This window comes from Aestuariirhabdus litorea, assembly GCF_003864255.1.
GTDB lineage: Bacteria > Pseudomonadota > Gammaproteobacteria > Pseudomonadales > Aestuariirhabdaceae > Aestuariirhabdus > Aestuariirhabdus litorea.
In genome coordinates this window covers 96,027-114,032 of sequence record NZ_QWEZ01000001.1, presented here as the reverse complement: position 1 = coordinate 114,032, position 18,006 = coordinate 96,027, and the positions used below count along the sequence as shown (strand labels likewise).

The window sequence follows — 18,006 nt, the reverse complement described above, 5'->3', positions numbered from 1 at the left end:
GCTTAGCGTCCACCCGATACATCCAGCAGCGCGCCGGTGCAGTAAGAGGCCTCATCACTGAGCAGCCAGAGCACGGCCTGCGCCACCTCCTCGGCCGTGCCGCCACGCTGCAGGGGCACCGAAGGGGCGACCCGTGCCACCCGCCCCGGCTCACCCCCACTGGCATGAATCCCGGTATCGATCACCCCGGGACGGACGGCGTTGACCCGGATCCCCTCCGCCGCCACCTCTTTGGCCAGGCCTCGGGTGAAACTGTCGATCGCACCCTTGGCGGCGGCGTAATCCAGGTACTCCCCCGGTGCTCCCAGGCTGGCGGCGATGGAGGAGAGGTTAACAATGGCTCCGCCATCACCGCCCAGGGCGGTGGACATGCGCTGCACCGCCTGGCGAGCACAAAAGAAACTACCGAACACATTGGTCGCAAACACCCGCTGCAGGCGGGCACCGTCGATCTGCCCAAGCCGGCATTGCTGTTCCAGCATACCGGCATTATTGACCAGCGCGTCCAGCCCACCCCAATGACGATCCAACTCGGCGAACATCGCACCCACCGACCGCTCATCGGCGACATCGGCCTGCCAGGCCACCGCCTCGCCGCCGCCCGCCCGGATCGCCTGCACCAACTGCTCGGCGGAGCGCGGATCGCGGTGGTAATTGACCATCACCCTGTACCCCCGGGTGGCGGCCAGGCGGGCGGTGGCGGCGCCGATACCACGTCCGGCGCCGGTGATCAAAAGACGTTTACCCATACCCTCTCCCGCCATTATCGTCTCAAACCAGCCCCAACCCGAGGGCCGCGCCCATGGCGCACCAGCTCAGGAGCAGCAGCACCCAGGGCAGGCGAGCGCTACGGGGGACCGGTGTCTCAGCCAGCACCCTGGCCTCGGGCACCACCGGTTCGACATCAGCACGGCGGCGCACCTGCTTGAGTCGCTTATCCAACTCCCTTGCCTTGGCCTTCTGCTGCCGCTTGTACTGCTCGATCCCCTTCTGGATCCCCTGCGCAATCAAGCGCGTCTGCTCCTTGCTCTGACCCGGTTTCTGGGTAGCGCGGGCAATCGCCAGCGCCTCCTCTCCACTGCGTTCGGATCGCTTTTTTTCTCCAGCATTGTGCTTCGCCATGATCGCCAACAGGACTCCTCTGACCTACTCACGGACCACCACCTGCAGCCCTTTAACGGCCTCCAACATACCACAGCCTGGTCAAGCCAACACAAGGCTTGTCTGCACCTGTCGTCGCTGATAGGGTGCATGGGTTATGTCTTGATAAGAATCACAATGACACTGGACGACCTTAAACTGATGCCTGGACTGCCGCTCCAGCTGCAGTTTCACCATACCGAAGATATCCGTGAACGCTCCCGCCTGGTCGGCTATCTGGCAGGCACCAGCCTTCTGGTGACCACCCCGGTGACCAACGGCGGCCCTCGACCGGCACGCCCGCAAGACAAGATCAACGTTCGTTTTTTCTCCAACGAGACCAACTCGGCGGTCGCCTTCAGCACCGAGGTCATTCACGTCTCCATGGTGCCCTTTCCCTGCCTGCACCTGCGCTACCCCAACGCGATTGCAACCGACGAAATCCGCCGGGCAGTGCGTATCGAGGTCAAGCAGATCGCTTCGCTGCAGGTCAACGGGGAAAAGATACCGGCCACCATCGTCGATCTCAGTACCGGCGGCTGCCGCCTTGAAAGTCGTCACGATCACCTGCGCTCAGGGGATCAACTGATCATCACAGTGAAGCTGGAGGTCGCTAACATCAGCCGGGTACTGAACCTGAAAGGCGAGGTGCGCACGGTACTTGATAGCTGCCGGCTTCCCGACTGCGTCGCGGCCTACGGGGTGCTGTTTGGGGAGTTGCCCGAGCAGGAACAGCTGATCCTGCACGCCTACGTCTATACCCATCTGCGTTAGCCATTATTCCTACGCACCCATCACTAGCCCCCGAGGAGCCCTCTTGTGTTAATCGACGACTACCTGGCCCTGGCCGCGCAGCAAAAGCCCATCAGCATTACCCCCGACTGGGGACAGGGGCACACCACCTTTGGCGGCCTTAGCGCGGCCCTGGTGTTGCGCGCTATTGATACCCAGGTGCCCGACGAACGCATCCTGCGCTCGGTGCTGGTGAACTTCAGCGGCGCACTACGGACCGAGCAGGAGTGCCACCTGAGTACCGAAGCACTCTCCGTGGGAGGGTCTATTTCCCAATACAGTGGTCGTGCCCTGCAAAACGACAAAACCGTCTGTCAATTGAGCGCCTGCTATGGCATCGAGCGCGACTCCGGGCTGGAGCTGCGTCCCGAACCGCCGCAACTACCAGACCCGGAACAGGGGCAGCGCTTTGGCTACCTTGCCGGCATCACACCGGCGTTTGTACAGCATATCGATTTCATCTACAGCAGCGGCGGCCTGCCCTTCTCCAACAGTCCCCATAACCACATAAGCGGTTGGATGCGGTTTTCCGAGCCACCCGCCACGTTCGGCAATGCCCACCTGGTGGCCTTGATTGATGCCTGGCCCCCCACGGTGATCCAGAAGCTGAAACGGCCCTGTCCCTGCGCAACCGTTACCTGGAGCCTGGAGCTGGCTTACCCTCTGTCATTATTGGAGCAGCCACTGGATGGCAGCGAATGGCTCTACTACGACGCCAGCATCCGCATGGCCCATCACGGTTACGCCCACACAGAGGCGATGATTTATCACCCCGATGGCCACCTGCTGGCCCTCAGCAGTCAACTGATAGCCGTCTACGATAAAAAGAACAGCCCCTGACCCGCAAGGGCGCTAGCCGGTTTCACGCATCGTTGCGGAGGGCGACGCCGTCGCCTGTTCAGGGACACGCCGGGGCTGGCGCCGCGCAAGCCCCCGCAGCACACCATGAGCGCGCCAGCCAAGCACCGCAATGGCACTGATCACCCCACTGGCAAGGGCCCCCATAAAGCCGCAGGTAAGCGTATCCTGGCCACTCAGGTAAAGCCCCTTGATGCGGGTTTTGGGGCGTAGCCATTGCTGCTCGAAGCGCGCGGGGTCATGATCGATACCGTAGATCTCACCCTGGCTATAGCCAGCAAAATGCGCCGTCGACAGCGGCGTCGATACCTCGTAGTAATCGATTTTGCCCCTCAGCTGTGGCAACTGTTCGTAGAGCACCTCCAGCAGCCGACGACCCAACTGCGCCTTCAGTGCCTCGTAGTCCTCACCCCGCTTACCCCAGGGTTTGTCCTGCCAGGGGGCGAACCACTTCCAGGGGGCCGGCGCCACCATCTCAATGGTGGCACGCCCCGGATAGCGCTGCTCCCAGCTGGGGTCCTTGGCGGAAGGGAAGGAGATATAGACCGCCGGAAAGGGGCGTCGCATATCCTGGCAGAAGTTGTCCAGATTGGCGTCATGGAATTCGTCGGGATAGATCCAGAGGTTGGTGCGCTCTAAGCCAAGGGATGAAGAACTCTCACGAATGCCAATATAAACCCCTACGTGGGCCATCGCCGGCCGCACCCCGTGTAATTTCTCCCGATAACCTCCAGCTCGAGCGGCGGAATCCGGCAGCAGTCGATTGAAGGTGTTAAACACCCCCACCGTACTGATCACCCTTGGGGAGCGGATCTCCAGCCCATCGACCATGCGCACACCAACGGCACGCCCCCCCTCCACCAAAATCTGCTCGACCCGGGCGTAGGTAAAGAGTTCACCACCGGCGGCCCGGATAGGTTTCAGCAGGCTGGCAGCAATCTGTGAGGCTCCGCCCACCGGATAGTAGCCGCCATTCAGGTAGTGACGGGCTATCAGGGCATGGATCAGGAAACTGGACTTTTTGGGGGGTAGGCCATTATCGCCGTACTGGCCACAGAGTACCGCTATCAGCTTTTCGTTGGCGGTCAGGTCCCGCAGCACCTGATAGGTGGGGCGATTAAAACAGTCGGGTAACGGCCAGATAAGCCGCCGCAGGGAAACGGCCCAGCGGGGCAGCAGCTTGTCGAGGCTGAAGCCGGGCATCGCCTTGGAGACCCGGCGAATCAGCTCAAGGTAACGGTCGATCGCCATGGCCTCTTCAGGAAAACGCTCCACCAACCCCTCCCGAAAGGCCTTCTCGCCCGCCCGCAGATCGAAGCGTTCGCTACCCATCAAAAAGCGATCGTAATTGTCGCCCATATAGGCCCAGCGCAGCTGGCGATCGGAGAGATAGTCGCAGAGCCGGCTGGCCACCGTACCCCGGTGACCGACATCACCGATGTAGTGCACGCCCACATCCCACTCATATCCCTTCCGGCTGTAACTGTGGCTGAAGCCGCCGGCGGTGTAGTGCTGTTCGAGCACCAAAACCCGCTGCCCGCTCTTGGACAGGCAGACCCCGGCGGCCAGGCCGGCCGGGCCGGAACCAATGATAATGGCATCGAAGTGCCCCTCGACCCGCCCCCGGCGGTATCGCCTTCCAATGCGGAGGGGGTTGCCCTGTGCCTGCGCTTCTGTCATATCGCTTCCTGCGCTGGAGTGATGAAAAAGGCGGGCCTAATCCCCGCAGGGTGCCCAACGCCCACCCGAGTGTAAACCAGTAGCCCAGGCACCGCGAGGAAGCCTGCACCGGGTTAGGTTCACTGCAGGGGTCGACGGGAAAATAGCCAGGCCAGGATCGCCCCCGACACCAGATGCCATACGCCCCACCAGGCCGCCACCAGCGCCATATGACCATTGCCATCAAAAAAGGCAAAGATAATCGCCAGCCCCAGTCCATTGTTCTGGATACCCACTTCGAGGGTGATAGCCCTGCGGTCAACCACCGACAGTCCCCCTGCTCGTGAAACCAGATAGCCGATGCCCAACGCCATGGCATTGTGGAGCGTGACCAGCAGCAACACCGGCGCCATAACGACGCTGAAGAGTTGCAGGTTGCCACCGATGCCCGCCAATACAAAGGTGAGCAGGGCCATCAGCGAAAACACCCGCAGCGGCTTCATCAGCCCGTGGGCAAATCCCGCCCAAAAGTGACGAACCATCAACCCCACCAGCAGCGGGATCAAAAGGATCATCAGCAGGTTGAGAATAAACTCCCCGCGGTCGATATCGAAGGCCCGCAATAACTCGCTGGTATCGCTGTTGATGCTGGCCCAAAAAAGGAAGTTGATCGGCAGCATTAGCATGGCGATCGAGGAGGAGATCGCCGTCATCGAAACCGACAGTGCCACGTTGCCCTTGGCCAGGCTGGTAAAGAAGTTGGACATGCCGCCCCCCGGGCAACAGGCCGCCATCAGCAGGCCCAGGGCGATGCCCGGGTGCATCGGCACCAGGCTAATCAGTACCCAGGTCGCCGCCGGCAACACCAGCAGCTGGGCCAGCGCTCCCACAAAAATTGCGCGGGGCTGGCGCAGCACCGCAATAAAGTCGGCCACCCTTAACTCGAGGGCGATACCAAGTGTGATCAGGGCAAGAATACTGTTGAGAAGCCACTGTTGGCTCTGGTCGTAACCTATGATTGGCTCCATCCTTCGACTCCGTCAGGATTCCACTTCGCCACGGGTCTGGCGCACCATGACCCACTCATAAAGGCGGGGAGAGAGACGGCTGAGGAACCAGGCGAAATAGGCGACCTTGCCCAGCAGAAGGCGTCGCTGTTGCCGCTCCATGGCGGTCACGATGGCCGCCGCGGCCTCCCCGGGCATCATCACCCGACCGGCGGTCGCTGATGCCTGTCCCGGGCGAGCCACCCCCTGGGGCGCGGATGCCGGGCGCTGCACGGGCTGGGTCTGGATAAAGGCCGGACACACCGTCAGCACCCGCACCCCCGTCTCCGCCAGCTCCACGCGCAGGGTGGAGAGAAACCCCTCAAGGCCGTGCTTACTGGCGCTGTAGGCACTGCGACCATAGAGAGGTGAAAAGCCGGCCACACTGGAGAGCCCGACCACCATCCCCCGGCGCTGGATGATAGAGGGGAGAGCCGCCTGGGTCACATTGATGCTGCCCAGAAGGTTGATGTCGATAACTCGCCGGAGACCCTCCAGCTCGCTGACGTCGAAGCGGCTGAAATGGGTCACCCCGGCGTTATTGATCAGCACATCGATCGCCGACCACTCGGCGATCACCTGCTCCACCACCCGCGCGCAGGCCTGGGGGTCGGTAACATCAAGTCGATGGGTTTTCAGGCGATCGCCTCCCAGCTCTTCTACCAACTGGGCCAGCGACTGCTCGTCCACGTCGGCGGCGACGACTCGCGCCCCCTTGCCCAACAGTTCGGCACACAACGCTTTGCCCAGGCCACCGCTGGCCCCGGTCACCAATACCACTCGATCTGCTAATGGGTACATCTGATCACTCTCCGCGACGCCGGTCTGTGCTGGAGCGCAACCGACCGGCCTGTTATTCTTTTTGCGCAGTGTAGGTGCTCCCTGAGCGTCCTGTCATTAACTCAGGTTAACCCGCCATGCGCTACCCAACCGCTTATAAAACCCTGTGCGACTTCTTCCCCCTGCCGCTCAACCAGTGGCTGGAGCTGGAGTCGGAGGTGGGGGAGCGACAGCTGCACAAAGGCGAGTGGCTGCTGCAACCGGGTGAGCGACCCACCATGGCGTACCAGGTATGCGACGGCCTGTGTCGCAGCTATTACCTATCCCATGAGGGCAAGGAGTTCACCAAACACTTCCACGGCCCGGGCGAGTTACTGGCGCCATTGGCGGAGCTGATCACCGGCGAACCCTCCCGAGGGTACATACAGGCGGTGACTCCGGCCCGTGTGCTGACTCTGCCCTACCTCAGTCTTACCCGGCGATACCAGGGCGACCGCTGCTGGCTGGAGCTGGGGCGCCGGTTAGCCGAACATATTTTTTTGCAAAAGGAGGTGCGCGAATTTGAACTGCTGCAACTCAATGCCGAACAGCGCTATGGTCGCTACCTGGAGCGTTTCTCCGAGCTGGTCGAGCAGACTCCCCAGTATATGATCGCCTCCTATCTGGGGATCACCCCGGTGGCCCTCAGCCGACTGATCTCGCGCCGAAAAAACGCCTTACAGGCCGGGACGGATCCGCGCTAGACCGGCTTGGTGGCGCTCAGGTAGATGCCAACCACCAGCATCGAGATCATTGAGATCTGCACCCCCATATAGATCAGGGCCCACAAGCCCGCGGACTTGCCTTCGTTGACGGCACGAATCACCGTCACCCGGTAAAAGATCCAGCTGGAGAAGTAGACGATCAACCCGCCTATTCCCCAGATCACGTAACCTGAGCCCATCAGCAGATAGCTCATGACCAGGAAGCTGGGAGAGGTGAGAAGTACGTAGGTCAGCTGATTGTTGTAATTCATAAATTGCCTGTTGTTGTTATTGTGTCGTGGGAGGGCCCCAACCAGAGCCGATGCTAGCAGCGCCTTCGCTTCCCTCTAATTAGACCTTTCGCTATCAACCGCCGCTGCGCTTGGCATCGTAACCGCGCTTTTTCAGCTCTGCCAGCAGCAGTTCAGCGTGTTCTCCCTGGATCTCAATGACCCCATCCTTGACGGCTCCGCCGGTCCCACAGCGCTGTTTGAGCTGCTTACCCAGCTCCTTGAGGGCTTTCTCCTCCAGCGGCAGGCCGCTGATGGTGGTGACGGTTTTACCACCACGCCCCTTGGTTTCACGGCGCACCCTGACATGACCATCACCGACCGGGCTCTTGTTACTGTCATCCTCTCCTGGCTTGATGCGTCCACCATCGGTTGAGTAGACCAATCGACTGTTACTCATCTTTTCCTGTTACCCCTTAACCCTGAGCCAGCAATGCACGGAGATCGATAATGGCGGCGTTAGCGCGGGAGATATAAGACGCCATCACCAAAGAGTGGTTGGCCAACACCCCGAAACCGCTACCGTTCAGCACCATGGGACTCCACATGGTCTCCTGGGTCGCTTCCAGCTCGCGTACAATTTGGCGCAGCGACACCAATGCGTTCTTGTCCTGCAGCACATCAGCGAAGTCTACCTCGATGGCCTGCAGTATATGGATCAGGGCCCATGCGCTACCGCGGCTCTCATAAAAAACGTCGTCGATCTGCAGCCAGGGAGTTTTCACCACCAGCTCAGCGCCGGTGGCGGTGGACTGGGTGGCGCTCCGATCTCCGGCCAGGTCGGTATTAACCCGCACCTGACCAACGCTGGCGCTGAGACGCTGGGACAGGCTACCGAGGCGAGCGCTTACATCCGCAAGCCAGTTATTGAGATTGTCGGCTCGGGTATAGAACTGTGCGTTGGGCTGCTGGGGGTCGGAGAGGCGGTCCAGATAGCGACGCAGCAAGCGAATACCCCGGCGGTACTCCTTCTCCGACGAGGGGAGCATCCAGCTGTTGGCATCGAAGTTGAACTGCGGCTCGGCAATCGCCAGATCCGGATCCTCCTTGGACTGGCTCTGGGAGCGACTCAGGTCCTTGCGCATTCCCCGTGACAGATCCCGAATCTGGATCAGTACCCCGTACTCCCAGCTCGGCATGTTGTCGAGCAATAGCCCCGGGGGGAAAAGGTCGTTACGCAGGTACCCCCCAGGCTTGTTCAGCAGCGTCTCTGACACCCGCACCAGGGTTGCCGTGGTGGTATAACCGGGCACCAGCTGGCGCTGCTGCTCGGCGGCCATCTGGCTGGCGTTTTCGCGTACCGAGAAGGCGTCCGGCTCGACACTCCAGTAGATGCCCAGCGCAATCACCAGCACCCCATAGATCAATACCAGGGCAAACAGCGTCCTGCCCAGCCATGAGCCACCGACGCTTGCACGCCGGTCGGCTATATAATCCATCCATCGGTCCTTGAGAGCTGACAGTGCCATTGTGGTGGTTTCCTCTGTGGGTCAAACGGGCCGTTTTGAGGCCGCCATAAGTGTAGTCGCTGCGCTGCCGATAGTAGCACAGCCTCGCTGCAGGCTAGCCGTTGGAACCCGGCTTTTGCTGCAAGCGGACCCGGGGTTGGGAACCGATCTCGAAATTCCCGCGCAGGCGTCCGGTGGCCCCCTGTTGCATCTGCTGGAATATCCAGCGCCCATCAACATCCCGCGGAGCGATGATCAGGAACACCGCCTGCTTCAGCTCCACTTTTCGCCCCACTTCGGCGAGATGGGCGGCCAGCTTAGCACTGCGCTGGCGCAACTGCGCGGGGTCAATGGGGAACTCATTATCGGCCGAATCCACCGCACCGGCACCCGCCAGCCGAGCCTGAGCCTCAATCACTTTGGGGGAGTTGGGAGACACCAGGCGCGCGCGGTCAAGGTAGACCTGCGCCTTGGCCAGGTCACCACGACCCATGGCGGAACGGGCCCATCCCAGATAACTGTCCACGATTCGCTGTAGCCCCTGTTGGGCCTCCAGGTTACCGGGCTGCAACCGCAGGACATCCTGGTAGCGGTTGAGGGCATTATCTCCTTCAGGGGTGGTCAGCTGCTGGCGCGCCATAGCCTCGTCAGCTTCCAGTAGTAACCAGGCGATACGTGACTGCAGGCGCTGCTCCTCGCTCAAGGGGGCAGGCGCAGTGGCACTCTGGGTGCGAATACCCTCAAGGGCACACCCCGACAACAGCGATAACGCCAGCAACAACAGCACTCTTACCCTGATCACCCCAAACACCCCTTTACCCGACGACTAAAACGCCCATTAACTCACCGCTAACGGGAGCCCGTCAACACAGAGTCCCCAACGGGGACCGAAATCTAGACCCGGATCATCGGTTCCCCCCGGGGTCTGTGGTAAGATTGAAACCTTGTCGCCCATTATGGTGTCTTAACTGGCAGGCTCGCCCAACCGCGGGCCAACCCACGTGACGCCCCTGGTCCCATTGATGAGCCCCGATGAGAACCCTAACCTCCCTGCTAATTCTGATGACCGCCCTGCTGGCCACACCGGCCTACAGCGCCGTGTTCAGCAACCTGTTCAGTGACGCCAACTCCAATGCCAGCGAATTTCTTCCGGTCGAGGAGGCGTTTCAGGTAGATGGTAGCCTCGACGGCGAACTGGCTAACATCCGTTTCCGCGTCACCGAAGGTCACTACCTCTACAACAACCGATTCAAGTTTGTCACCGTTGAGGGGGACAGCAGCCTGCAACCTGCCCAGCTCCCGCCGGGTAAACCCAAGTACGACCAGTTCCAGCAGCAGGAGCTGGAAGTCTACACCAGCGATGTCACTATCCCGCTGGTTATCCCCGGGGCAAGTGACTTCCTGGAACTGGACGTCACCTTCCAGGGCTGTGCCGACGCAGGGCTCTGCTATCCCCCCCACACCCAGCGCATCGCCCTGCTCAACCAGCCCGGCAGTGCACAGCTGGCGGACAGCAGTGCGGCACCCCGCAACGCAGCCACCGAAGACCAGCAGTTTACCCGTCTCCTCAGTGACAGCAGCTGGCTGGTGATCATCGGTCTGTTCCTGATCGCAGGACTGGGGCTGACCTTTACCCCCTGTGTATTGCCGATGGTGCCCATTCTCTCCAGCCTTATCGTCGGTAATGGCCAACACCCCCCGAGCCGGGGACACACCATCGCCTACAGCAGCGCCTATGTGCTGGGCATGGCCCTGACCTTCGCCATTGCCGGCACCCTGATGGGCTATTTTGGCGCCGGTCTCAACCTGCAGGCCAAACTGCAATCACCCTGGGTACTGATCCCCTTTGCCGGACTCTTCGTGCTGCTGTCGCTGTCGATGTTCGGCTTCTATGAACTGCAGCTGCCCAGCGCCCTGCGAAACCGGGTCCAGAGCCTTAACGAGCGCTCCCGGGGTGGCAGCCTGGGCGGCGCCCTGCTAATGGGGGTACTCTCATCGCTGGTGGTTTCACCCTGTGTTACCGCCCCCCTGGCCGGTGCCCTGGTCTATATCAGTACCACCGGTGACGCCCTGCTGGGGGGCTTTGCCCTCTTTGCCCTGGGGCTCGGCATGGGCATCCCGCTGCTGATCCTGGCCGTAGGAGGCAGCAGCCTGCTACCCAAGGCGGGGGCCTGGATGGAGAGCGTCAAGGCGGTGTTTGGGGTGATGCTGTTGGGGGTCGCGATCTGGATGCTGGAACGGCTATTGCCGGGCCCCGTCACCCTGCTGCTGTGGGCAACCCTGCTGGTGGTATCGGCCATCTTCATGGGAGCCCTGCGGCTTGACGGACAACGCGGCTGGCCCGCCCTCTGGCAGGGGTTGGGTTTGATCATGCTGATCTACGGCGGCTGCCTGGTGATCGGTGCCGCGCAGGGTAACGTCGACCCGCTACGCCCCCTGCAGCTCAACTGGAGCACCGCCAGCGCCAATACCTCTAACCCCGGCGCACCGGCCCTGGAGTTCCGATCCGTCAGCAGCCTGCCGGAACTCCAGCGCGCCGTCGATGAGGCACGAGCACAACAGATGCCGGTCTTTGTCGACTTCTATGCCGACTGGTGCATCTCCTGCAAGATCACCGAGCGGGAGATCTTCCCGCAGCCGGCGATCTACAACCAGCTCACGCGTTTCACCCTGATTCGCGCCGATGTAACCGACAACCAGCAGGCTCAACAGGAGCTGCTGAAAGCCTTCAAATTGTTTGGCCCCCCTGCTTTCCTTTTCTATGACCGCCAGGGTAGCGAGCTGGTCCACCTGCGTGTGCAGGGGGAGCCCTCCGCGGAGTCACTGCGCACCACCCTGCAACAGGCGCTGGCCGAGAGCTAGGCGCTAGGGCATCCCTTAAGGTGCGTGACCTCAGGGTCACGCACCCGTCCCAAAACACAACCCGGTCACAATTACGCTCTATGTAACCCTGCAGTAACCTCCTGTTACAAGCCTGTTATGGACTTTTGCCGGCAAGATCGGTCAAAATCCTTACCATTCACCACGACATACACCCCTTTCGCTAGAGATCCCGGTCCATGGCAAGCATCCTCGTACTCAATGGCCCCAATCTCAATCTGTTGGGTACCCGCGAGCCGAAGATTTACGGCGCCACCACCCTGGATGAGATCAACAGCCGGCTGATTCGCCAGGCCCAGGAGGCCGGGCATCACCTGCAATGCCTGCAAAGCAACGCCGAGTACGAGCTGATCGAACGCGTCCACGACGCCCGCCGCGAAGGGATCCAGTTTATTGTGATCAACCCCGCTGCTTTTACCCACACCAGCGTTGCGCTGCGCGACGCCCTGGCGGCGGTGGAGATCCCCTTTATCGAAGTGCACCTGTCCAACGTGCACCAACGGGAGCCCTTTCGCCACCACTCCTACTTCTCCGACCTGGCGGTCGGCGTGATTTGTGGCCTGGGCCCCCAGGGGTACGAACTGGCACTTCAGGCCGCCCTGGCCCAGATCGATCAGGGCGTTTAACGATTACCCGCAGGCACGCCTGCCTCCACTACTGAATAAAAGAGACACATCATGGACATCCGAAAAGTTAAAAAACTGATTGAGCTGCTCGAAGAATCCGGTATCGACGAACTCGAGATCAAAGAGGGTGAGGAATCCGTACGCATCAGCCGCAACTCTGGCCGCGCCCTGAGCGCCGCCCCCGTGGCCGCCCCTGTGGCCGCCGCGGCTCCGGCTCCGGCTGCCCCCGCGCCAGCCGCACCCGCCGAGAAGGAAGCCGCACCCGCCCACAAAGGACACCTGGTCACCAGCCCGATGGTCGGCACCTTCTACAGTGCGCCCTCTCCCGGTTCCGCCAACTTTGTTGAGGTGGGCCAGCAGGTGAAGGTGGGTGACACGCTCTGCATCGTCGAAGCGATGAAGATGATGAACCAGATCGAAGCCGACAAAGCCGGCGTGATCGAGGCAATCCTGGTGGAAAGCGGTCAGCCGGTCGAGTTTGGCCAGCCCCTGTTCGCCATCGTCTAAATCGTTTACCGACCCGGACAGGATCCTACCATGCTGGAAAAAGTGCTCATCGCCAACCGAGGCGAAATTGCCCTCCGCATCTTGCGAGCCTGCAAGGTGCTGGGCATCAAAACCGTTGCCGTCCACTCCGAAGCGGACCGTAACCTCAAACACGTGCGCCTGGCCGACGAATCCGTCTGCATTGGCCCCAACAGCCCCACCAACAGCTACCTCAATATTCCGGCGATCATAGCGGCGGCCGAGGTAACCGACTCAACCGCGATCCACCCCGGCTACGGCTTCCTCGCCGAAAATGCCGACTTCGCCGAGCAGGTGGAGCGCAGCGGGTTCACCTTTATCGGCCCCAGCGCCAAGGTGATCCGCATGATGGGTGACAAGGTCTCCGCCATCAAAGCGATGCGCAAGGCCGGCGTACCCACGGTTCCCGGTTCCAACGGTGCTCTCAACAACGACCCCGAGCGCACCATCAAGCTGGCCCGCGAGATCGGCTACCCGGTGATCATCAAGGCTGCCGCTGGTGGCGGCGGACGGGGTATGCGTGTGGTGCATGGCGAAGCAGCCCTCCTCAGCTCCATCAGCATCACCCAGAGCGAGGCCTCGGCCGCCTTCGGCGATGGCACCGTCTACATGGAGAAGTTCCTGCAGAACCCCCGCCACGTCGAGATCCAGGTACTGGCCGACGGCAAGGGCAACGCCGTGCACCTGTTTGACCGCGACTGCTCGCTGCAGCGCCGTCACCAGAAGGTTCTGGAGGAGGCTCCAGCCCCCGGCATTCCCGATGATATTCGACAGCAGGTAGCGCAGAGCTGCGTGCAGGCCTGCATCGACATCGGCTACAGCGGCGCCGGCACCTTCGAGTTCCTCTATGAGGATGGCGGTTTCTACTTTATCGAGATGAATACCCGGGTTCAGGTGGAGCACCCGGTCACCGAAATGATTACCGGTGTGGATATCGTCAAGGAGCAGCTACTGATCGCCAGCGGCCAGCCGCTCTCCCTCAAGCAGGAGGAGATCAAGATCAACGGTCACGCCTTCGAGTGCCGTATCAATGCCGAAGATCCCAAGACCTTTATGCCCTGCCCCGGCACCGTGACTCGTTATCACTCGCCCGGAGGCTTCGGCGTACGGACCGACACGCACCTCTACAGCGATTACACGGTTCCCCCCTACTACGACTCCCTGGTCGCCAAGGTGATCACCCACGGTGACACCCGCGATGTGGCCCTGCGCCGCATGCGCCAGGCACTGGAAGAGATCGTGATTGAGGGCATCAGCACCAACATCCCGCTGCAGCAGGAGCTGGTGCGTGACGCGGCCTTTATCACCGGCGGGGTGAACATCCACTACCTGGAGAAGAAGCTCTCCGAATAGGCAATCCCTGCGGGATCACCCAATAAAAAACCCGATCGATGATCGGGTTTTTTATTGGGCCTTAGGGCGCCTCGTCCGGGGAGTGGGCTGCCAGCAACGCCAACAGCTCCGGTTCCGGCAGGGGGCGACTGAACAGGAAGCCCTGCATGGAGTAACACCCCTCGCGCAACAAAAACTCCCGCTGGAACTCCGTCTCGATTCCCTCGGCGACCACCTTCAGTTCCAGCGTTTCGGCCAGCGCAATGACCGCCCGGGTAATTGCCCGATCCTGGCTATCCTCGGCAATATCACGGATAAAGGAGCGGTCAATCTTCAGGGTATCGATCGGGAAGCGCTTGAGGTAAGCCAGGGAGGAGTAGCCGGTGCCAAAATCATCCAGCGCCACCGTGCCCCCCAGGGCCTTGATCTGGGCCAACACCTGCAAAGCCTGCTCCGGCTCGTGCATCAGCATACTCTCGGTCAGCTCCAGCTCCAGCAGTGACGGTTCCAGACCCGATGTCTGCAATACCCGCTCGATACGCTGGCACAGTTGGTTATCATTGAACTGACGGGCCGAGAGATTGACCGCCACCGACAACGAAGTGCCGCAGTTACGGTTGATCCGCACCATCGCATTGCAAGCCTCTTCCAGCGCCCAGGCGCCAATCTGGGAGATCATGCCGCTGTCTTCGGCAACCGGGATAAACTCCGCCGGGGAGACCAGTCCCCGCTCGGGATGACGCCAGCGAATCAGGGCCTCCACCCCGAAAACACGGGAATCCGCCAGCAGCACCTTGGGTTGGTAGAAGAGCTCAAATTCGTTGCGAGTGCAGGCCCTGCTCAGCTCCGCTTCCAAAGATAACCGCTGGTGTGCCGTGGCATTGAGGGTGCTGGTATAAAACCGAAAGCTGTTTTTCTCCTCCATCGCCTTGAACAGGGCCGCCTCGGCATTGCGCAACAACGACTGGGCATCCTGACCATCCTGCGGGTAGACGGCAATACCGATACTGCAGGTAAGGTTGACACTCAGGGTGTCCAGATCCATGATCCGGGAGACCGCCTCCATCAGTTCGTACGCCTTGGGAGCAACATCATCAAGACTGGTCAGGTCGCTTAACACAACCGCATAGTTATCCGACTCCAGGCGGGCAACGGTATCCCCCTTACGGGTAACCCCCTCCAGTCGCTGACCGATCCGTTTAAGCACCTGATCGGACACCACCATCCCCACACTTTGGGTCAATAGCCGGAAGCGATCCAGATCCACCATCATCAGCGCAACCACCTGGCCACGACGCTGCGCCTGAATCAACGCCTGGCTCAGGCGATCGCGCATCAGTGCCTTGTTCGCCAGACCGGTTAACTGGTCATAATTACTCAGGTTTTCCAGTTGCTGTTCATAGCTTTTCCGCTCCGAGATATCACTCACCACGGCAATATAATGGTTGATGATCCCTGCAGAGTTGGTGACGGGGGCCACCGACAGCTCGGCCCAGAACAGGCTTCCGTTTTGGTGGTAGCCCCCCACTTCAAGGGTGGTGCCCTCCCCTTCCGCTACCGCCGCCTGGATTCTATCGAGGCTGGTACTATTGGCATCGTTAAATAGCAGGCGGAAGGCGTTTTTCCCTTGTAGTTCAGCAAAGCTGTATCCCGTGATGGTCTCAAAAGCGGGGTTGGCATAGACCAGGGGGAAACCGGGGTCGGTCACGTCCATTATGGCTATACCATCGCCGGCTGCGGAAATGGCCCGATCCATCAGCTGCAACCGGTCTTCGGTGCTTCGTCGCTCGGTGACGTCCAGCAAGGTACCGACCACTGAAGCCTTCCCCTCATGCTCAGTGCGTGCGCCATAGACATCGACCCAGACCCGGGCCCCATCCTTGCGCTCACCAATAAAGTCATAATGGATGCTGTGCACCTCACCCTTGACGCGCTGAGATAAATTGAACTCAACTCGCTCACGGTCTTCTGGTGAGACTAAATCACGTACCGAGCGCTGACCCACGATCTCCCCTGGCTGGTAGCCGAACACCCGATGCATCTCAGGGTTGGCATACACAAACTGGCCATCCTGAATCATATAGATGCCAACCATAGAGTCCTCAGCCAGGGAGCGAAACTGGGCTTCACTCTCCTTTAGCGCTAGTCGTGTACGCTGCATGACCATCCCGAAGGCGAGATCTTCGGCCAGCTCCTCCATGAGGGTACGCAGCTGCGGATCAAAGGCATTTTCATTGCGGCTGCAGATCCACAGGCAGGCATCAACCTGAAGCGACGAGCCTGATACCGGAAGCACAATAGCACTCAGAATCTGCTGCTGGCTGAGAGCCAAGGGGACGTCCAATGACTCATCCGCCTGTAACACCAGTGTCGAGGAGGCGTCACGAGCCCGGCAGGAAAGGTCAAAGATTTCAGGCTGGAGGAATACTGGCGCCAGCCGCTGGCCGGCATCACCCGCCAGCGCCATCGGCTTGAGCGCAGCAGGTTCCAGTCGGCCCAGCCAGACCATCTCGTACTCCCCTTGACGGGCGATCAACCCCATCACCCGCTCCAGCAGCTCCCCCTCGGACTGCGACCGCACCAGCGCCTTGTTGCAGGAGGAAAGGAGCGCCATCATACCGTTGATGCGGCGCAGGTTGGCTTCGGAGTGGTGCAGCTGTGACAGGTCCTCCTTGATCGCCACAAAATGGGATATTTCACCGTCTTCCCCCCTAATCGGGGCAATGACCTGGTTTTCAACCACCTCCCGCCCATCGCGGGCGCGGTTAATCATTAACCCTCGCCAGACCCGACCGGACTTGATGGTACTCCAAAGCTGCCTGAAGTGTTCAGCGGGCGTATGCTCACTTTTTATCACCCTGGGGGTCAAACCGAGGACCTCTGTCAGCGAGTATCCCATCCGTCTGCAGAACTCAGGGTTAACGTATTCAATACACCCTTCGGCATTGGTAATAACAATGCTCATCGGTCCCTGCTCAACCACCTGCGACAGCACCATCAGTTGGCTATCATCCCGCTCGCGCTGTAGCTCGGCGGCGGCTCGCGAGGAGAATATGGTGAGCAGGTTTTCAACCCGAGCGACATCGGTCAACGGCTGTCGAGAGAGCACCACAAGAATACCGAGCACCTTACCCGAAGCATCCAGCAGAGGGGCCCCAACGTAACCCCGGATTCCCTGCTCAGCCAGTTCCCGGTCCCTGGAGAACTGCAGGTGAACGTCATCCGCGTAGCTGCACACCCCTTGATCGAGAAGATTTTCACAAGGGGTATTGGCCAGTTCGTAGGTAAAGTTATCTGCCAGTTCGCCCTGGGAGCAGACCGCACAGGTAGTCACCCGAGTCCCGTCTTCCGACAGGCGTCCGACAAAAGCGATGTCGACATCCAACGCCTGGGCAAGATGAAAGGTCAGGGACCTGAAGAAGGAGTCCCCAGTCTGGGCCGACACCCCTTTAGCAACGTTTTCCAACTGGCGAGCAAAATCATGCCGATCGCTCACATCAATGGTAAGTCCGCTGACTCCCTCAATATCCCCGTTGGCGTCATACAGCGGGCTGTAGTGAGTCTCAATCCAGCGCCCCTGTATTTGACTGATCTCGCTGCCCGATACTCCCTCAAGCGCCCGGTTGATTCCCTGCTGTTTGGCCTCATCCCCACTGAACAGTGAAGCGGCTGACTGCCCTACCCAGGTAGCCTCGCTGCCACCAAAGAGAGCTAACGCCTTGCCTTCGACATGCAACAGGCAACCCTCGGCATCGACTACCCATACCAATACGGGGAGGTGCTCAAGCACCATCTTTGCCTGAAGGTCGACCGCGGCAGGGCGGCCAGAGTACACCCTCGTGTCACTCATGCGTTTAATCCAGCCTTTTGAGGAAGTTATTACACCC

At 60.7% G+C, this 18,006-nt stretch carries 17 protein-coding genes; 7 read left to right on the top strand and 10 right to left on the bottom strand.

Translation table 11 applies throughout. From position 1 onward, the window contains the following. Positions 1–2: 2 nt before the first annotated feature. Both D0544_RS00535 and D0544_RS00530 read right to left on the bottom strand, forming a co-directional pair. Positions 3–749, bottom strand: a complete 747-nt coding sequence (locus D0544_RS00535) for an SDR family oxidoreductase (protein ID WP_125013810.1) — start codon at positions 747–749, stop codon at positions 3–5. A gap of 22 nt (positions 750–771) precedes the next feature. Next, positions 772–1,122, bottom strand: a complete 351-nt coding sequence (locus D0544_RS00530) for a DUF2956 domain-containing protein (RefSeq protein WP_125013808.1) — start codon at positions 1,120–1,122, stop codon at positions 772–774. A 156-nt stretch (positions 1,123–1,278) separates the two neighbouring features. Here D0544_RS00530 and D0544_RS00525 point away from each other — a divergent pair, with 156 nt between their 5' ends. Next, positions 1,279–1,914 carry a flagellar brake protein gene (locus tag D0544_RS00525; RefSeq protein ID WP_164880774.1) on the top strand — a complete coding sequence of 212 codons (636 nt, stop codon included), beginning with the start codon at positions 1,279–1,281 and terminating at the stop codon, positions 1,912–1,914. A gap of 45 nt (positions 1,915–1,959) precedes the next feature. Beyond that, a complete protein-coding gene (locus D0544_RS00520; RefSeq protein ID WP_125013804.1) occupies positions 1,960–2,772 on the top strand; it encodes an acyl-CoA thioesterase in 813 nt (270 codons plus the stop codon). 12 nt (positions 2,773–2,784) lie between these two features. Here D0544_RS00520 and D0544_RS00515 read toward each other — a convergent pair whose 3' ends face one another. From D0544_RS00515 to D0544_RS00505, 3 genes are all read right to left on the bottom strand, one after another. After that, a complete protein-coding gene (locus tag D0544_RS00515) occupies positions 2,785–4,470 on the bottom strand; it encodes a phytoene desaturase family protein (RefSeq protein ID WP_125013802.1) in 1,686 nt (561 codons plus the stop codon). A gap of 119 nt (positions 4,471–4,589) precedes the next feature. Next, positions 4,590–5,477 carry a bile acid:sodium symporter family protein gene (locus D0544_RS00510; protein ID WP_125013800.1) on the bottom strand — a complete coding sequence of 296 codons (888 nt, stop codon included), beginning with the start codon at positions 5,475–5,477 and terminating at the stop codon, positions 4,590–4,592. A gap of 12 nt (positions 5,478–5,489) precedes the next feature. Further along, a complete protein-coding gene (locus tag D0544_RS00505; protein ID WP_125013798.1) occupies positions 5,490–6,296 on the bottom strand; it encodes an SDR family oxidoreductase in 807 nt (268 codons plus the stop codon). Positions 6,297–6,412: 116 nt separating this feature from the next. Between D0544_RS00505 and D0544_RS00500 the strand changes: the two genes are divergently transcribed. After that, complete coding sequence (locus tag D0544_RS00500; protein WP_125013796.1) at positions 6,413–7,018, top strand: Crp/Fnr family transcriptional regulator; 606 nt, start codon at positions 6,413–6,415, stop codon at positions 7,016–7,018. Here D0544_RS00500 and D0544_RS00495 read toward each other — a convergent pair. The 4 genes from D0544_RS00495 to D0544_RS00480 form a co-directional block, all read right to left on the bottom strand. Then, positions 7,015–7,290 carry a hypothetical protein gene (locus D0544_RS00495; protein ID WP_125013794.1) on the bottom strand — a complete coding sequence of 92 codons (276 nt, stop codon included), beginning with the start codon at positions 7,288–7,290 and terminating at the stop codon, positions 7,015–7,017. The two genes, D0544_RS00500 and D0544_RS00495, sit on opposite strands and share 4 nt — an antisense overlap. A gap of 94 nt (positions 7,291–7,384) precedes the next feature. Continuing rightward, positions 7,385–7,708 (bottom strand): translation initiation factor Sui1, encoded by a 324-nt coding sequence (locus tag D0544_RS00490; RefSeq protein WP_125013792.1) that lies wholly within the window; start codon positions 7,706–7,708, stop codon positions 7,385–7,387. A gap of 16 nt (positions 7,709–7,724) precedes the next feature. Further along, positions 7,725–8,747, bottom strand: a complete 1,023-nt coding sequence (locus D0544_RS00485; RefSeq protein WP_243647213.1) for a DUF2333 family protein — start codon at positions 8,745–8,747, stop codon at positions 7,725–7,727. Between the two features lie 124 nt (positions 8,748–8,871). Further along, positions 8,872–9,558 (bottom strand): tetratricopeptide repeat protein, encoded by a 687-nt coding sequence (locus tag D0544_RS00480; RefSeq protein ID WP_125013788.1) that lies wholly within the window; start codon positions 9,556–9,558, stop codon positions 8,872–8,874. Between the two features lie 230 nt (positions 9,559–9,788). Between D0544_RS00480 and dsbD the strand changes: the two genes are divergently transcribed. The 4 genes from dsbD (at position 9,789) to accC (ending at position 14,140) form a co-directional block, all read left to right on the top strand. Continuing rightward, positions 9,789–11,618: a protein-disulfide reductase DsbD gene (dsbD, locus tag D0544_RS00475; RefSeq protein ID WP_125013786.1), complete on the top strand. Its 1,830-nt coding sequence runs from the start codon at positions 9,789–9,791 to the stop codon at positions 11,616–11,618. A 197-nt stretch (positions 11,619–11,815) separates the two neighbouring features. Then, positions 11,816–12,262, top strand: a complete 447-nt coding sequence (gene aroQ, locus D0544_RS00470; RefSeq protein WP_125013784.1) for a type II 3-dehydroquinate dehydratase — start codon at positions 11,816–11,818, stop codon at positions 12,260–12,262. A 51-nt stretch (positions 12,263–12,313) separates the two neighbouring features. Next, positions 12,314–12,769, top strand: coding sequence for an acetyl-CoA carboxylase biotin carboxyl carrier protein (accB, locus tag D0544_RS00465; RefSeq protein WP_125013782.1), 456 nt, complete (start codon positions 12,314–12,316; stop codon positions 12,767–12,769). A gap of 30 nt (positions 12,770–12,799) precedes the next feature. Next, on the top strand, positions 12,800–14,140 hold the full coding sequence (gene accC, locus D0544_RS00460) for an acetyl-CoA carboxylase biotin carboxylase subunit (RefSeq protein WP_125013780.1): 1,341 nt from the start codon (positions 12,800–12,802) through the stop codon (positions 14,138–14,140). A gap of 61 nt (positions 14,141–14,201) precedes the next feature. On the opposite strand, the gene D0544_RS00455 is transcribed toward accC, so the two are convergent. Next, a complete protein-coding gene (locus tag D0544_RS00455) occupies positions 14,202–17,969 on the bottom strand; it encodes an EAL domain-containing protein (protein WP_125013778.1) in 3,768 nt (1,255 codons plus the stop codon). Between the last annotated feature and the right edge of the window lie 37 nt (positions 17,970–18,006).

What these genes read in the sequence shown, in the direction of transcription:
- D0544_RS00505 (WP_125013798.1), bottom strand. Translation starts at nt 6,296, where the DNA reads ATGTACCCATTAGCAGATCGAGTGGTATTGGTGACCGGGGCCAGCGGT.
- D0544_RS00485 (WP_243647213.1), bottom strand. Translation starts at nt 8,747, where the DNA reads ATGGATTATATAGCCGACCGGCGTGCAAGCGTCGGTGGCTCATGGCTG.
- accC (WP_125013780.1), top strand. Translation starts at nt 12,800, where the DNA reads ATGCTGGAAAAAGTGCTCATCGCCAACCGAGGCGAAATTGCCCTCCGC.
- D0544_RS00530 (WP_125013808.1), bottom strand. Translation starts at nt 1,122, where the DNA reads ATGGCGAAGCACAATGCTGGAGAAAAAAAGCGATCCGAACGCAGTGGA.
- D0544_RS00510 (WP_125013800.1), bottom strand. Translation starts at nt 5,477, where the DNA reads ATGGAGCCAATCATAGGTTACGACCAGAGCCAACAGTGGCTTCTCAAC.
- D0544_RS00490 (WP_125013792.1), bottom strand. Translation starts at nt 7,708, where the DNA reads ATGAGTAACAGTCGATTGGTCTACTCAACCGATGGTGGACGCATCAAG.
- D0544_RS00455 (WP_125013778.1), bottom strand. Translation starts at nt 17,969, where the DNA reads ATGAGTGACACGAGGGTGTACTCTGGCCGCCCTGCCGCGGTCGACCTT.
- D0544_RS00525 (WP_164880774.1), top strand. Translation starts at nt 1,279, where the DNA reads ATGACACTGGACGACCTTAAACTGATGCCTGGACTGCCGCTCCAGCTG.
- D0544_RS00535 (WP_125013810.1), bottom strand. Translation starts at nt 749, where the DNA reads ATGGGTAAACGTCTTTTGATCACCGGCGCCGGACGTGGTATCGGCGCC.
- aroQ (WP_125013784.1), top strand. Translation starts at nt 11,816, where the DNA reads ATGGCAAGCATCCTCGTACTCAATGGCCCCAATCTCAATCTGTTGGGT.
- D0544_RS00500 (WP_125013796.1), top strand. Translation starts at nt 6,413, where the DNA reads ATGCGCTACCCAACCGCTTATAAAACCCTGTGCGACTTCTTCCCCCTG.
- D0544_RS00515 (WP_125013802.1), bottom strand. Translation starts at nt 4,470, where the DNA reads ATGACAGAAGCGCAGGCACAGGGCAACCCCCTCCGCATTGGAAGGCGA.
- D0544_RS00495 (WP_125013794.1), bottom strand. Translation starts at nt 7,290, where the DNA reads ATGAATTACAACAATCAGCTGACCTACGTACTTCTCACCTCTCCCAGC.
- accB (WP_125013782.1), top strand. Translation starts at nt 12,314, where the DNA reads ATGGACATCCGAAAAGTTAAAAAACTGATTGAGCTGCTCGAAGAATCC.
- dsbD (WP_125013786.1), top strand. Translation starts at nt 9,789, where the DNA reads ATGAGAACCCTAACCTCCCTGCTAATTCTGATGACCGCCCTGCTGGCC.